Source organism: Allobosea minatitlanensis (genome assembly GCF_964020775.1).
Map to the genome: position 1 here is coordinate 3,489,472 of NZ_OZ224509.1, position 13,384 is coordinate 3,502,855.

The following is a 13,384-nucleotide window of genomic DNA, read 5'->3' on the forward strand; positions in this document are numbered from 1 at the left end:
GCAGGGTAGAGAGCGAGAGAGAGGCGTCATGCCGGGCCCCGCGCCTCCGGGCATCCCGGGGCGAGAAGGCGCCCTCTTCCGCGCGGGCCTCCCGGCCCGGCGCCGGGCTCCGCCCGCGGATGCCGGCGGCAGCTTCGGGCGGCGTCAGTTGCTGGCGGTCGTCTGGACGGCCGCCGGATTGCCCGCCGCCGCCATCGGCGCCGCGGCCGGGCGCACCGGCGGCACCACCGCCGCCTTCGGCTTCGGCTTGCGCGGCTGGATCGTCGAGGTGACGATGCCCTGCGGCGTATCGAGCCCGTAGATGTCGTCGCGGAACTGGACCTGGCCGTCGGCGCCCTGCCAGCCGGTCAGGTAGACCCAGGCCACCGGCACCGCCTTCTTGAGCGGGATGTTCTTGCGCTCGCCCTTGGCAATCTCATCCTCGATCGCCTGCCGGGTCCACTCCGTGCCCTCGAGCAGCCAGGCGGCGAGGTCGCGCACGCCCTCGATCCGGGCGCAGCCGGAGGAATTGAAGCGCACATCGTTGCGGAACAGCGTCTTCGACGGCGTGTCGTGCATATAGACCGCGTCGCTGTTGGGCATGTCGATCTTGAGCTGGCCGAGCGAGTTGGTCGGCCCCGGCTCCTGCCGGACGTAGAAATAGGGGTTGGTCAGGGTGGCCCAGTTGACGCTGGCCGGATCGATCTCCTTGTTCTCGGCGCCGAGCAGCTTCATGTTCGACTTGGCGATGAAGCCCGGATCCTTGCGCATATGCGGGATGATGTCGGCCCGCACGATCGACATCGGCACCGTCCAGTAGGGATTGAGGTTGACCGAGGTGATGTTGGCCTGGATCACCGGAGAGGGCCGATCCGGGCGGCCGACGATGGCAAGATGGCGCTCGCGCACCTGCCCGTCCTCCACCGCCTCGACGCTGGCGCCGGGAATGTTCACCACGACATAGCGATGGGCGAAGTTGAAGCCGTTGCCCTTGAGCCGCTCCAGCGTCGCGGTGAGCTGGTTGAGCCGCGTCTCGACCGAGGTGTTCAGCGCCCGCAGCGTCAGCCGGCCGACGGTGCCGAGATCGGAGAGGCCGTGGCGGCGCTGGAAACGCTTCACGGCCTCGACCACGGCCGCGTCATAGACATCGCCCGGCTGGTCCTCGGCCGCCAGGTCGCCGCTGGCGACGAGGCGCTGCTTCAGCGCGGCGACGTCCGGCCCCTGCGAATCCGGCTTCAGCGCGGTGACACCGGCCGGCACCTTCGGCCAGCCGCCGCGATTGGCGACCTCTTCATGGGCGATCAGCGCCTGGAGGGTGCGGTCATAGGTGTTGGGGCCATAGCTCGGCTCGTTGGCGCGCACGACCGCCGTCGAGGCCAGAAGGATGGCGGCCGTCGCGGCGAGGAAGGGACGCATGAACATGAAAACCCCCGAGCCGCAGAGAGCGGCACCGGGGGATCATTCCGCGACATGGTCAAGGAATGCTTAAGAAGCGGCGGGCGCCTTTCACCATGCTGACGAACGCCGTCAGCACGGGCCGGGATTCCTTACTCCGCCGCCTTCGCCGGAGCCGGCTTCTGCCATTTCAGCACCGGCTGGCGGGCGGCGCGGGTCTCGTCGAGGCGCCGGATCGGAGCGTGATGCGGAGCGGCCGTGAAGCGCTCCTTGTCGTTGCCCTTGGCCGCCATGGCGAGATCGCGCAAAGTCGCGATGAAGAGGTCGAGCGAGGCTTTCGATTCCGATTCGGTCGGCTCGATCAGCATGGCGCCATGCACGACGAGCGGGAAATACACCGTCATCGGATGGTAGCCCTCGTCGATCATCGCCTTGGCGAAATCGAGCGTCGAGACGCCAGTGCCCTTCAGCCATTCGTCGTCGAACAGCACCTCGTGCATCGAGGGGTGGTCCGGGAAGGGCAGCGACATCAGGTCACTGAGGCCGGCGCGGATATAGTTGGCGTTGAGCACCGCATCCTCGGAAGCCTGGCGCATGCCGTCCGAGCCGTGGCTGAGCATATAGGCCAGCGCGCGGACATACATGCCCATCTGGCCGTGAAATGCGGTCATGCGGCCGAAGGGCTTGTTGCCCGCGGGCGCTTCCTCGCGCGTCTCGACCAGATGCGGCTTGTCGTTCTCGACATGGATGAAGGGCACGGGCGCGAAGGGGGCGAGCCGTTCCGACAACACGACCGGGCCGGCGCCGGGGCCGCCGCCGCCATGGGGCGTCGAGAAGGTCTTGTGCAGGTTGATGTGCATGGCGTCGACGCCGAGATCGCCGGGCCGAGCCTTGCCGACGATGGCGTTGAAGTTGGCGCCGTCGCAGTAGAAATAGGCGCCGGCCTCATGCATCGCCGCGGCGATCTCGACGATCTGCGGCTCGAAGATGCCGCAGGTATTGGGGTTGGTCAGCATGATCGCGGCGATGTCCGGCCCGAGCAGGGCCTTGACGTCCTCGACTGCGACGGTGCCGTCCGGACGGGCCGGAACCGATTTCACCGAGAAGCCGATCAGGGCCGCGGTCGCCGGGTTGGTGCCATGGGCCGATTCGGGGACCAGCACGACGTTGCGGGTCGCGCCCTCGCCCTTCGCCGCGATGGCGGCCTTGATCGCCATCATGCCGCAGGCCTCGCCATGGGCGCCGGCCTTCGGCGACAGCGCCACGGCCGGCATGCCGGTCAGCGTCATCAGGTAGCGGGCGAGCTCCAGCATCAGCTCGAGCGCGCCGGGCACGGTCGAGAGCGGCTGCAGCGGATGCACGTCGGAGAAGCCAGGCAGCCGCGCCATCTTCTCGTTGAGGCGGGCATTGTGCTTCATCGTGCAGGAGCCGAGCGGAAAGAGCCCGGTGTCGATGCCGTAGTTCTTCTGGCTGAGGCGGACATAATGGCGCATCGCCTCGGGCTCGGAGAGGCCGGGCAGGCCGATCTCGCCCTGGCGCGCATGCTTGCCGAGGCGCGACTTGTACGGCACCGGCTTGTCGATATCGACGCCGGTCACCTCGCCATGGCCGATCTCGAAGATCAGCGGCTCGATCTGCTGCAGCGCCTTGTTGCCGGTGAAGGTGGCGCGCTCCTCATGGGCGGTCTCGCCGGCCTGGGTGGGACGTCCCTGACGGTTCAGCATCACAGCACCTCCACGAGCGCCGCCACCAGGGCCGCCCGGTCTTCATCGGTATTCACCTCGGTCGAGGCGATGATCAGCAGATCGTCCAGCCCGGCCGCGGGCAGGAGCCGCGAGACGGGGACGCCGGCCAGGATGCCCTTGGCCGCCAGCACCTCGACGACCTCGGCCGCCGGCTTCTTCAGCTTCACCGTGAACTCGTTGAAGAAGCTCTCGTTGAGCACGCTCACGCCCGTCACCCCCGCCAGCATGTCGGCGAGCTTCACGGCATTGGCGTGGTTCACTTCGGCGAGGCGGGCGAGGCCCGCCTGCCCGAGCAGCGTCATATGGATGGTGAAGGCCAGCACGCAGAGGCCGGAATTGGTGCAGATGTTCGAGGTCGCCTTGTCGCGCCGGATATGCTGCTCGCGGGTCGAGAGCGTCAGGACGAAGCCGCGCTGGCCTTGAGCATCGACCGTCTCGCCGCAGAGCCGGCCGGGCATCTGGCGGATATATTTCGATTTGGCGGCGAAGAGGCCGACATAGGGGCCGCCGAAATTCAGCGCATTGCCGATCGACTGGCCCTCGCCGACGACGATGTCGGCATCCTGAGCGCCCGGCGGCGTCACAGCGCCGAGCGAGACGACCTCTGTGAAGACCGCGATCAGCAGCGCGCCATGGGCATGGGCCTTCTCGGCGATCGGCTTCAGGTCGCGCAGATTGCCGAAGACGTCGGGCGACTGCACGACGACGCAGGAGACGCTGTCGTCGATCCGGGAGAGGATGTCCTCGCTGGCGGAAACGTCCGGCGGCAGCGCCACGACGTCGTCACTGGCCATCTCCGACAGGGTCTGCACCACCGCGGTGTAATGCGGATGCAAGCCACCCGAGAGCACCGCCTTGCGGCGCCGGGTGACGCGATGCGCCATCAGCACGGCCTCGGCCGTGCCGGTCGAGCCGTCATACATCGAGGCGTTGGCGACCTCCATGCCGGTCAGCGCCGCGACCTGGGTCTGGAACTCGAAGAGATATTGCAGCGTGCCCTGCGCGATCTCCGGCTGGTAGGGCGTGTAGCTGGTCAGGAATTCCGAGCGCTGGATCAGGTGATCCACCGTCGCCGGGACATGGTGCTTGTAGGCGCCGGCACCGACGAAGAAGGGCACGGAAGAGGCCGCGACGTTCTTGCCGGCCATCTTGCCGAGGATGCGCTCGACCTCGAGCTCGCCCTTGGCGCGCGGGAGGTCGACCGGGCCTTTCAGAAGCTTGCCGGCCGGCACGTCGCTGAACAGCGCGTCGATATCGGAGACGCCGATGCGCGCGAGCATGTCCTCGCGGTCGGTCTCGGTGAGCGGGAGATAGCGCATGGAATGGTTCCGTTCCGGGTGTCATCCCGTGCGCGCCGCGGCATGTGAATGCCGCTGCGCAGACATGGGACCGTGCGACGAGAAGGCGCCTGTCCTGAGAGCGGTCCCGCATCTGCGCAGCTACTCACGTGCCGCAGCGCATGCGGGACGACGCCGGATCAGAGCGTCTTGACGTAGTTCTGGTACTCGGCCTCGCTCATCAGGGCGTCGAGCTCGGCCGGATCCGTGATCTTGAGCTTGAGGAACCAGCCCTTGCCGGCCGGGTCCTCGTTGACGGTGCCGGGGGCGCCTTCGAGCTCGGCATTGACCTCGACGACCTCGCCGGAGACCGGGGCATAGACCTCGGAGGCGGCCTTGACGCTCTCGACCACCGCGGCCTCGCCGCCCTTGGCCAGCGCCGTGCCGACGGCCGGCAGCTCGACGAAGACGACGTCGCCGAGCTGACCCTGCGCATAGTCGGAAATGCCGACCGTGCCGGTGTCACCCTCGATGCGGATATATTCGTGGTCCTTGGTGTAGCGGGTCTCGGCCATGGTTTCCTCCTGGCGAAAAATCGGAAAAGGCGATCAGCGTTTGTAGCCGTTGGGCACGAAGGGCATCGGTGCGATGACCGCCGGCAGCGGCTTGCCGCGGACGATCAGGTTGAGCTGGGTGCCCGGCGCGGAATGAGCCCTGACGACATAGCCCATGGCGCAGGGGCCGTTCAGCGTCGGGCCGAAGCCGCCCGAGGTCACGGTGCCGATCACCTCGCCTTCGGGCGTCGCGATTTCGGTGCCCTCGCGGGCCGGAGCGCGGCCTTCCGGCTTCAGGCCGACGCGGATGCGGGGCGGGCCCTCGGCCAACTCGCGCTGGATGCGCGCGGCGCCGGGGAAGCCGCCCTCCTCGCGGCGGCGCTTCTGGATCGACCAGTTCAGCCCCGCCTCGATCGGCGAGGTCGTGGTGTCGATGTCATGGCCGTAGAGGCACAGGCCCGCTTCGAGGCGCAGCGAATCGCGGGCGCCGAGGCCGATCGGCTTCACATCGGCGTCGAGCAGCAGCGTGTCCCAGATCTCGCCGATCCGGGTCGCGGCCGCCGAGATTTCGAAGCCGTCCTCGCCGGTATAGCCGGAGCGGCTGACATTGGCCTTGATGCCGGCGACCTTCATGCTGCGCGAGGTCATGAAGCCCATCTCGGCGGCTTCCGGGGCGATCCTTGCGAGCGCAGCCTCGGCGCCCGGCCCCTGCAGCGCGATCAGGCCGCGGTGCTCGGCCTTGACCAGCTTCACATCGGCCGGCAGGCGCGCCTCGATATGGGCGTAGTCGGCATCCTTGCAGGCGGCGTTGACGACGAGATAGAGCGCGCCATCCTCGTCGGGATCGATCGAGCGCGTCACCATCAGGTCGTCGAGGATGCCGCCTTCCTCGTTGAGGAGCTGCGAATAACGCTGCTTGCCGGGGGCGAGATTGACGATGTCGGCGGGAATCAGCGCTTCGAGCGCCCTGGCCGTGGTCTCGTGATCGGGGCCAATCAGGAAGCATTGGCCCATATGCGAGACGTCGAAGAGCCCGGCCTTCTCGCGCGTCCAGTTATGCTCGGTGAGGATGCCGGTCGGGTACTGCACCGGCATGTCGTAGCCGGCGAAGGGCACCATGCGGGCGCCGAGCGCGACGTGGCGGGCGTGGAGCGGCGTCTTCAGCGGCGCAGCGGCGCCGGAGGCTTCGTTGGTAGCGTCAGCGGCTTCGACAGCCATGGCGGCCCCTTCCAGAATCGAGCGCAAGCGCCGGACGGATGTCCGGAGCGCGCCCCCTCTGTCTCGGAACCTGAGAGATTTCCCCGCCCGGCCCGCGGGCCGGACGAGTTACACCCGTCGGTGGGCGGGATCGCTCCCGCCGCTTTCCAGAGCGCCAAATCCCCAAGCGGTCCTTTTGCCTGAGCGTTTCCGGGGCGGTTGCGCCTTCGGCGCCGGCCCTGACGGATCAGGCCCGGTCTCTCCCGCGGGGATATGCGGCTGGGGCAGAGATACAGAAGGCGCCGGCCCAGTCAATCGGGGGGGGCGCCTTCTTTCACGGCAAAGCCGTCACGGTGCCGAACGGCGCCGGCCGGACCCTCTCGCGGCCGGCCGGCCGCGCGCTAGCGGCGGCGATGGCGCGCCGGGGAGACGGCGCCGCCCTGTCCGAGACCGACGATGATCTCGACATCGCTCTGGCCCGGCGGCACCACGATGCCGTCCTCGACATGGCTGAAATCGGTCCCGCCCTGGCCGCCGGGAATGGTCCCGCCGACCCGCGCCGCGCGGCGCGCGACGACGCTGGTGCCGCGCGTCACGGTGGTCGTCAGCGTGGCGCCATAGGTGCCGGCGCCGCCCGCGGGCCCGAGCAGCACGCGGCCCTCGACGCCGACCTTGAGGCGGAAGCCGCCATTGCCGGTCGGCGTGCATTCGCGCGCGACGTTGGTGATCGAGATCTGGTAGCGCAGGCCGCTCGAATCCTGCCCGGACTGGGCGCGCAGCGCCGCGCCGCCATCGGCGACGATCACCTCGGGGCAGACGACGGTGATGTCGTCCTCGTCCTTCGGCAACTGGTCCACGGGCGGCGGCGTGGTGGACTGGAACATCAGCACGTTGCCGAGCTTCTGGGCCGCGCTCGGCTCCCCCGTCGAGGAGGACGAGCCGCAACCGGCGAGGCCCAGGCAGAGCAGCGGCAAAGCGAGCCAGCGGCCCGCAGTCAAAGTCTGGTCGATCACGGCAGCGCCTCCACGCCCGGTCCGAAGCCGTTGAGGGAGACGGGCACGCCCACCCCCTCCTCCGGAGTCTGGAATACGATGAATGTCGCGTTCTTGCCGCCCTTGAGCTGATTGAGCAGCGTGTCGTCCATGACGACCTCGGCGACGCAACCCGTGGTCAGGCAGCGGACGAAGCCGGCCCGGCCGATATCCTTGTCGTCGATCTTGAGCCCGAGCCCCGAAGGCAGCAGCACGCCGAGCGGCGCGACGACCCGCAGCAGCCGGCTCTTCTGGTCGGCGGTCTTCAGCACGATGACGAGCAGGGTCAGGTTCGGGCGGTCCTCGGCGGCGACGTTCTGGACGAGCGCGCATTGCTCGGCCTTGGCGCCGGGGGGCACCTCGCAGCGCATCTGCCAGTCGCCATGTGTGGAACGCACGGTCCCCTGCGCGAAAGCGGAGCCGGCGGCGAGCCCCGCCGCGATGAGCGTCAGCGCCAGCACGCCGAACGCCCCCAGGATCCTCTTCATCCCTGCCATCCTTCCAAACCGCATCATGCGCACGAATTTCAGCAGGAGCGCAGAATTCAGGCAAAAGCCCGGCCTCGCCGCGGAATCCCGCCGCCATCAACATGAAATGCGTTCCGACCATGCAGGCCCGGCCCTGTCAAGGCGGCCCGCGCCTTCGTGCCGCACTTCCAACACGGCTTCGCGTGATTATGCCGCACGCCCCGCCGCGCTCTCGGCATTGCCCCTCTGGCGCAAGCGTGATCTTTGATTTATCGCAATCCCGAAGAGCAGGGCGACCTCGCGGTCGCCCCTTCGTGCGTGGACCCGAGCTCCGGCTCCCATGCAGGTCGATTGAGGAGCTAAGTCGGACCGATGCGATTTCTGAGCAGGACCCTTGCAACCGCCGCCATAGCGGCCCTTGCCGCCATCGTGCTGGCGAACGCTCCTGCCTTGGCGGGCACCGGTATGCCGTCGCCCTGGCAGATCAACCTGCAAGGTGCCGCGACCCCGGTCGCCGAGTTCATCCACTGGTTCCACGACTGGGTGAACATCATCATCTTCTCGGTCACGATCTTCGTGCTCGCGCTGCTGGTCTATGTCGTCTTCCGCTTCAACGAGAAGAAGAATCCGGTTCCCTCGAAGACCACGCACAACGCCCTGATCGAGGTGGTCTGGACGGTGATTCCGGTCCTGATCCTGGTCGTGATCGCGATCCCCTCCTTCCGCCTGCTCAAGCTGCAGCTCGAGGTGCCGCAGGCCGACATGACCATCAAGGTCACCGGCAAGCAGTGGTACTGGTCTTATGAATACGCCCAGGACAACGGCAATTTCGGCTTCGATTCGCTGATGCTCGACGAGAAGGCCCGCGCCGAGGCGATCTCCTCCAACAAGATCGCCGCCGCCGAGGCGCCCCGCCTGCTCGCGGTCGACAACGAGGCCGTGGTCCCGGTCGGCAAGATCGTGCGGATCCAGGTCACCGGCGCCAACGTCATCCACAAGTTCACCGTGCCGTCCTTCGGCATCAAGATCGACGCGATCCCCGGCCGCCTGAACGAGACCTGGTTCAAGGCCGAGCGCGAGGGCATCTATTACGGCCAGTGCTCCTTCATCTGCGGCCAGAACCACGCCTACATGCCGATCGCCTTCCGCGTCGTCAGCCCGGAGCGCTACGCCGCCTGGCTGAACGAGGCCAAGCAGAAATTCGCCAATGCCGAAGACGCCGGCAGCAAGTTCGCTGCCGCGTCCAAGTAAGTCGCCGAGGAGACGAGATCATGGCAACCGCGGCATCGCACGCTCACGGCCACGAGGAGGCCCATCACGACCATCCGACCGGATGGCGGCGCTGGCTCCTGTCCACCAACCACAAGGATATCGGCACGCTCTACCTGATCTTCTCGATCATGGCGGGCCTGGTCGGCGGCTTCCTGTCGATCATGATGCGCATCGAGCTGATGTATCCGGGCGTGCAGATCTTCGCCAACGGCCAGAGCTACAACGTCTTCGTCACCGGCCACGGCCTGATCATGATCTTCTTCATGGTCATGCCCGCGGTCATCGGCGGCTTCGGCAATTGGTTCGTGCCGCTGATGATCGGCGCGCCGGACATGGCCTTCCCGCGCATGAACAACATCTCGTTCTGGCTGACGGTCGCCGCCTTCGTCCTGATGATCATCTCGATGTTCATGGAGGGCGCGCCGGGCGCCCACGGCGCCGGCACCGGCTGGACGGTCTATCCGCCCTTCTCGACGATGGGCCATCCCGGCCCGGCCGTCGATTTCGGCATCCTGTCGCTGCACCTGGCCGGCGCGGCCTCGATCCTGGGCGCGATCAACTTCATCACCACGATCCTGAACATGCGCGCGCCCGGCATGACCATGCACAAGATGCCGCTCTTCGCCTGGGGCGTGCTGGTCACCGCCTTCCTGCTGCTGCTGTCGCTGCCGGTTCTGGCGGGCGCGATCACCATGCTGCTGACCGACCGCAACTTCGGCACGACCTTCTACGATCCGGCCGGCGGCGGCGACCCCGTGCTCTACCAGCACCTGTTCTGGTTCTTCGGCCACCCCGAAGTCTACATCATGATCCTGCCGGCCTTCGGCATCATCAGCCACATCGTCTCGACCTTCTCGAAGAAGCCGATCTTCGGCTATCTCGGCATGGCCTACGCCATGGTCGCGATCGGCGTGGTCGGCTTCATCGTGTGGGCGCACCACATGTACACCGCCGGCCTCTCGCTCAACACGCAGCGCTATTTCGTGTTCGCGACGATGGTCATCGCGGTGCCGACGGGCATCAAGATCTTCTCCTGGATCGCGACGATGTGGGGCGGTTCGATCCGCTTCACCGCGCCGATGATCTGGGCGATCGGCTTCATCTTCCTGTTCACCGTCGGCGGCGTCACCGGCGTGGTGCTGGCCAATGCCGGCCTCGACCGCTCGCTGCACGCGACCTACTACGTGGTGGCCCACTTCCACTACGTGCTGTCGCTCGGCGCCGTGTTCGGCATCTTCGCGGGCTTCTACTACTGGTTCCCGAAGATGAGCGGCTACATCATGCCGGACTGGATCGGCAGGCTGCATTTCTGGGTCGCCTTCATCGGCGCGAACCTGCTGTTCTTCCCCCAGCACTTCCTGGGCCTCGCCGGCATGCCGCGTCACTATGTCGACTATCCGGACGCCTTCGCAGGCTGGCATTTCTGGTCGTCGATCGGCTCCTACATCTTCGCCGCCGGCCTGCTGATCTGGCTCTATGGCATCGTGGTCGCCTTCAGCCGCAAGCAGCTCGCCGGCGACAATCCGTGGGGCGAAGGCGCGACGACGCTGGAATGGACCCTGTCCTCGCCGCCGCCCTTCCACCAGTTCGAGACGCTGCCGCGCATCGCCGGCTCGGACCACTGAGACCACCGGCGGCGGGCCACCGGGCCCGCCGCCGCCCTTCCCCCGAGCGCCTCGGCGAGGCGTTCCGGAGACGGGCGCTCCACCCCCGCCCGCGACGCCACCCGCGCCCGAACGGCGCCGTTCGAAGAGTACGAAGACGATCCGACTGATGTCCGCTGCGTTCGAGACCCGTTCCGAAGCCGTCATGGCCGCCTCGCCCGGCGAGGCCCGCGACTTCTTCGCGCTGCTGAAGCCGCGGGTGATGTCGCTCGTCATCATGACGGCGCTGACCGGCATGGCGACCGCGCCGGGCTCGGTGCATCCGGTGCTCGCGGCCGCCGCCCTGCTGGCGATCGCGGTCGGGGCCGGCGCCTCGGGCTGCCTCAACATGTGGTACGACGCCGATATCGACCGGCTGATGAGCCGGACCGCCAAGCGGCCGATTCCGGCGGGCCGGATCCTGCCCTCGGAGGCCCTGGCCTTCGGGCTGACGCTGTCGATCGGCTCGGTGCTGGTGCTCGGCCTCGTCGCCAACCTGCTCGCGGCGGCGATGCTCGCCTTCACCATCTTCTTCTACGCCGTGGTCTATTCGATGTGGCTGAAGCGCTGGACGCCGCAGAACATCGTCATCGGCGGCGCCGCCGGCGCCTTTCCGCCGATGATCGGCGAGGCGGTGGTGACCGGCCAGTTCGGCTGGCATTCGCTGGTGCTGTTCGCGATCATCTTCCTGTGGACCCCGCCGCATTTCTGGGCGCTGGCGCTGGTCAAGTCCGGCGACTATGCGCGCGCCGGCATCCCGATGATGCCCAATGTCGCGGGCCCCGCCGCGACGCGCCGGCAGATCGTGCTCTATTCGCTGATCATGGCGCCGGTCGCCGTGCTGCCGGCGCTGATGGGCTTCGGCGGGCTGCTCTATCTCGTCGTCTCGGTCACGACCGGGCTCGCCATGATCGGGCTTTCGATCCGCGTCTGGCGGCGCACCGAGGGCCAGCCGGCGGTCAAGGCGGCCTATTCGCTGTTCGGCTTCTCGATCCTCTACCTGTTCCTGCTCTTCGCGGTGCTGCTGGCGGAGAACGGCCTCGGCCTGCTATGGGCGCTGCCGAAGGTGATCGGATGAGCGAGAACCGCAAACCGCAGCCCGCGCCGGCCCCGTTCTCGCCCGAGGACATGGCCCGCCGCCGCCGCCGCTCGGTCGCGCTGGCCCTGGTGCTGGGCGGGCTGGTGATCTTCTTCTTCGTGGTCACGCTGGTGAAGACCGGCCCGGCCATCCTGAACCGGCCGCTGTGATGACGAGGGCGCCCGAAAACCGGCAGGCGAGGAAGGCGGCCCGCACGGCGCTGATCTGCGTCGGCGTGGCCTTCGGCATGCTCGGCGCCTCCTTCGCGGCGGTGCCGCTCTACGACCTGTTCTGCAAGGTCACCGGCTTCGGCGGCACGCCGCAGGTCGGGACCGCCGCGACCGGCAAGGTGCTCGACCGCACCATCTCCGTGCGCTTCGACGCCAATGTCGCGCCCGGTCTCGGCTGGAAGTTCCAGCCGGAAAGCCCGGAGATCAAGGCCCAGGTCGGCGTCACCCAGACCGTGTTCTACAAGATGACGAATCGCTCGGACCGCACGGTCACCGGGATCGCGACCTACAACGTCACGCCGGAGCAGAGCGCCGCCTATTTCGTCAAGATCCAGTGCTTCTGCTTCACCGAGCACACGCTGAAGCCGGGCGAGAGCTTCGAGGCGCCGGTGGTCTTCTACATCGACCCCGAAATCGCCGGAAATCGCGAGCTCGACGGCATCAAGGCGATCACCTTGTCCTATACTTATTTCGCCTCCAAGGCGGGGCAGCCGGTCGCCGAGGGCCAGGCGGGCAACGCCAAGGGTGACGCGAAGAATCCGAAACTGTAAAAGCGCCTTCATCAGGAAGCGCGCACAAGAAGACGCACGCGGAGACCGAATACGATGGCCGGGGCCCATACGAAGCACCACGACTACCACCTCGTCGATCCGAGCCCGTGGCCGCTGGTCGGCGCGGCCAGCGCCACCGTCATGGCGATCGGCGCCGTGATGTGGATGAAGACGCTGGCGGTCGGCGGCATGCATCTGGGCCCGCTGGTCTTCGGCGTCGGCGTGCTCGGCGTGCTCTACACCATGCTGTCCTGGTGGACGGACGTGGTCCGCGAGGCGGAGCGCGAAGGCCACCACACCCGCGTCGTGCAGATCCATCACCGCTACGGCATGATCATGTTCATCGCCTCCGAGGTGATGTTCTTCGTCGCCTGGTTCTGGGCCTATTTCGACGCCAGCCTGTTCTCCTACGAGAAGATCAACTTCCTCCGCTACGAGTTCACCGGCGGGCACTGGCCGCCGAAGGGCATCGAGACCTTCGATCCCTGGCACCTGCCGCTGCTCAACACGCTGATCCTGCTGACCTCGGGCACCACCGTGACCTGGGCGCATTACGCGCTGATCAACAACGACCGGGCCGGCCTGAAGCAGGGACTGTGGCTGACCGTGATCCTCGGCATGGTGTTCACGCTGTGCCAGGCCTACGAGTATTCGCACGCCGCCTTCGCCTTCAGCGGCAACATCTACGGCGCCACCTTCTTCATGGCGACCGGCTTCCACGGCGCGCATGTCATCATCGGCACGATCTTCCTGGCGGTCTGCCTCTACCGGGCCTATCTCGGCCACTTCAAGCCGGACCAGCATCTCGGCTTCGAGTTCGCCGCCTGGTACTGGCATTTCGTCGACGTCGTCTGGCTGTTCCTGTTCGCCGCGATCTATGTCTGGGGCGCCGGCGCCCAGACCGCGGCCGGGCACTGACCGGCTGCCCGCGCGCACCCGGCGGTCGCGCAGACGAAAGGCGGCCG

General features: G+C 67.5%; 13 protein-coding genes and 1 riboswitch. Of the genes, 6 read left to right on the forward strand and 7 right to left on the reverse strand.

Features of this window, described 5'->3' with window-relative positions; all coding sequences use genetic code 11:
• Nucleotides 1–144: 144 nt before the first annotated feature.
• The 7 genes from ACWH43_RS17275 to ACWH43_RS17305 all read right to left on the reverse strand — a co-directional run bounded on the left by ACWH43_RS17275 (nt 145) and on the right by ACWH43_RS17305 (nt 7,666).
• Nucleotides 145–1,401, reverse strand: a complete 1,257-nt coding sequence (locus ACWH43_RS17275; protein ID WP_158443800.1) for a L,D-transpeptidase family protein — start codon at nt 1,399–1,401, stop codon at nt 145–147.
• Nucleotides 1,402–1,526: 125 nt separating this feature from the next.
• On the reverse strand, nt 1,527–3,098 hold the full coding sequence (gene gcvPB / locus ACWH43_RS17280; RefSeq protein ID WP_158443801.1) for an aminomethyl-transferring glycine dehydrogenase subunit GcvPB: 1,572 nt from the start codon (nt 3,096–3,098) through the stop codon (nt 1,527–1,529).
• On the reverse strand, nt 3,098–4,438 hold the full coding sequence (gene gcvPA, locus ACWH43_RS17285; protein ID WP_158443802.1) for an aminomethyl-transferring glycine dehydrogenase subunit GcvPA: 1,341 nt from the start codon (nt 4,436–4,438) through the stop codon (nt 3,098–3,100). Before gcvPA ends, gcvPB begins: the two co-directional genes overlap by 1 nt.
• Nucleotides 4,439–4,596: 158 nt before the next feature.
• Entirely contained in the window at nt 4,597–4,971 is a 375-nt protein-coding gene (gcvH, locus tag ACWH43_RS17290) for a glycine cleavage system protein GcvH (protein WP_158443803.1), read from the reverse strand.
• Nucleotides 4,972–5,004: 33 nt separating this feature from the next.
• Nucleotides 5,005–6,168 carry a glycine cleavage system aminomethyltransferase GcvT gene (gene gcvT, locus ACWH43_RS17295; protein WP_158443804.1) on the reverse strand — a complete coding sequence of 388 codons (1,164 nt, stop codon included), beginning with the start codon at nt 6,166–6,168 and terminating at the stop codon, nt 5,005–5,007.
• A gap of 157 nt (nt 6,169–6,325) precedes the next feature.
• Nucleotides 6,326–6,423: riboswitch (glycine riboswitch) on the reverse strand.
• Nucleotides 6,424–6,548: 125 nt separating this feature from the next.
• The gene (locus ACWH43_RS17300) at nt 6,549–7,160 is read right to left on the reverse strand and encodes a hypothetical protein (protein WP_158443805.1); all 612 of its coding nucleotides are present in this window, start codon (nt 7,158–7,160) and stop codon (nt 6,549–6,551) included.
• Nucleotides 7,157–7,666, reverse strand: coding sequence for an invasion associated locus B family protein (locus tag ACWH43_RS17305; RefSeq protein WP_260348129.1), 510 nt, complete (start codon nt 7,664–7,666; stop codon nt 7,157–7,159). Before ACWH43_RS17305 ends, ACWH43_RS17300 begins: the two co-directional genes overlap by 4 nt.
• A 351-nt stretch (nt 7,667–8,017) precedes the next feature.
• Here ACWH43_RS17305 and coxB point away from each other — a divergent pair, with 351 nt between their 5' ends.
• The 6 genes from coxB to ACWH43_RS17335 all read left to right on the forward strand — a co-directional run bounded on the left by coxB (nt 8,018) and on the right by ACWH43_RS17335 (nt 13,337).
• The gene (gene coxB, locus ACWH43_RS17310) at nt 8,018–8,896 is read left to right on the forward strand and encodes a cytochrome c oxidase subunit II (protein WP_448153557.1); all 879 of its coding nucleotides are present in this window, start codon (nt 8,018–8,020) and stop codon (nt 8,894–8,896) included.
• Nucleotides 8,897–8,916: 20 nt separating this feature from the next.
• Nucleotides 8,917–10,542: a cytochrome c oxidase subunit I gene (gene ctaD / locus ACWH43_RS17315; protein WP_158448213.1), complete on the forward strand. Its 1,626-nt coding sequence runs from the start codon at nt 8,917–8,919 to the stop codon at nt 10,540–10,542.
• Nucleotides 10,543–10,690: 148 nt separating this feature from the next.
• The gene (locus tag ACWH43_RS17320; RefSeq protein WP_158448212.1) at nt 10,691–11,638 is read left to right on the forward strand and encodes a heme o synthase; all 948 of its coding nucleotides are present in this window, start codon (nt 10,691–10,693) and stop codon (nt 11,636–11,638) included.
• Complete coding sequence (locus ACWH43_RS17325; RefSeq protein WP_260348127.1) at nt 11,635–11,808, forward strand: hypothetical protein; 174 nt, start codon at nt 11,635–11,637, stop codon at nt 11,806–11,808. Before ACWH43_RS17320 ends, ACWH43_RS17325 begins: the two co-directional genes overlap by 4 nt.
• Nucleotides 11,808–12,419, forward strand: coding sequence for a cytochrome c oxidase assembly protein (locus ACWH43_RS17330; protein WP_158445501.1), 612 nt, complete (start codon nt 11,808–11,810; stop codon nt 12,417–12,419). The genes ACWH43_RS17325 and ACWH43_RS17330 overlap by 1 nt, the downstream gene beginning before the upstream one ends.
• Nucleotides 12,420–12,473: 54 nt before the next feature.
• Nucleotides 12,474–13,337: a cytochrome c oxidase subunit 3 gene (locus tag ACWH43_RS17335; RefSeq protein WP_158445500.1), complete on the forward strand. Its 864-nt coding sequence runs from the start codon at nt 12,474–12,476 to the stop codon at nt 13,335–13,337.
• The last annotated feature ends 47 nt before the right edge of the window (nt 13,338–13,384 follow it).

Coding starts and splice junctions, on each gene's coding strand:
- ACWH43_RS17275 (WP_158443800.1), bottom strand. CDS start 1,401: ATGTTCATGCGTCCCTTCCTCGCCGCGACGGCCGCCATCCTTCTGGCC.
- gcvPB (WP_158443801.1), bottom strand. CDS start 3,098: ATGCTGAACCGTCAGGGACGTCCCACCCAGGCCGGCGAGACCGCCCAT.
- gcvPA (WP_158443802.1), bottom strand. CDS start 4,438: ATGCGCTATCTCCCGCTCACCGAGACCGACCGCGAGGACATGCTCGCG.
- gcvH (WP_158443803.1), bottom strand. CDS start 4,971: ATGGCCGAGACCCGCTACACCAAGGACCACGAATATATCCGCATCGAG.
- gcvT (WP_158443804.1), bottom strand. CDS start 6,168: ATGGCTGTCGAAGCCGCTGACGCTACCAACGAAGCCTCCGGCGCCGCT.
- ACWH43_RS17305 (WP_260348129.1), bottom strand. CDS start 7,666: ATGAAGAGGATCCTGGGGGCGTTCGGCGTGCTGGCGCTGACGCTCATC.
- coxB (WP_448153557.1), top strand. CDS start 8,018: ATGCGATTTCTGAGCAGGACCCTTGCAACCGCCGCCATAGCGGCCCTT.
- ctaD (WP_158448213.1), top strand. CDS start 8,917: ATGGCAACCGCGGCATCGCACGCTCACGGCCACGAGGAGGCCCATCAC.
- ACWH43_RS17320 (WP_158448212.1), top strand. CDS start 10,691: ATGTCCGCTGCGTTCGAGACCCGTTCCGAAGCCGTCATGGCCGCCTCG.
- ACWH43_RS17325 (WP_260348127.1), top strand. CDS start 11,635: ATGAGCGAGAACCGCAAACCGCAGCCCGCGCCGGCCCCGTTCTCGCCC.
- ACWH43_RS17330 (WP_158445501.1), top strand. CDS start 11,808: ATGACGAGGGCGCCCGAAAACCGGCAGGCGAGGAAGGCGGCCCGCACG.
- ACWH43_RS17335 (WP_158445500.1), top strand. CDS start 12,474: ATGGCCGGGGCCCATACGAAGCACCACGACTACCACCTCGTCGATCCG.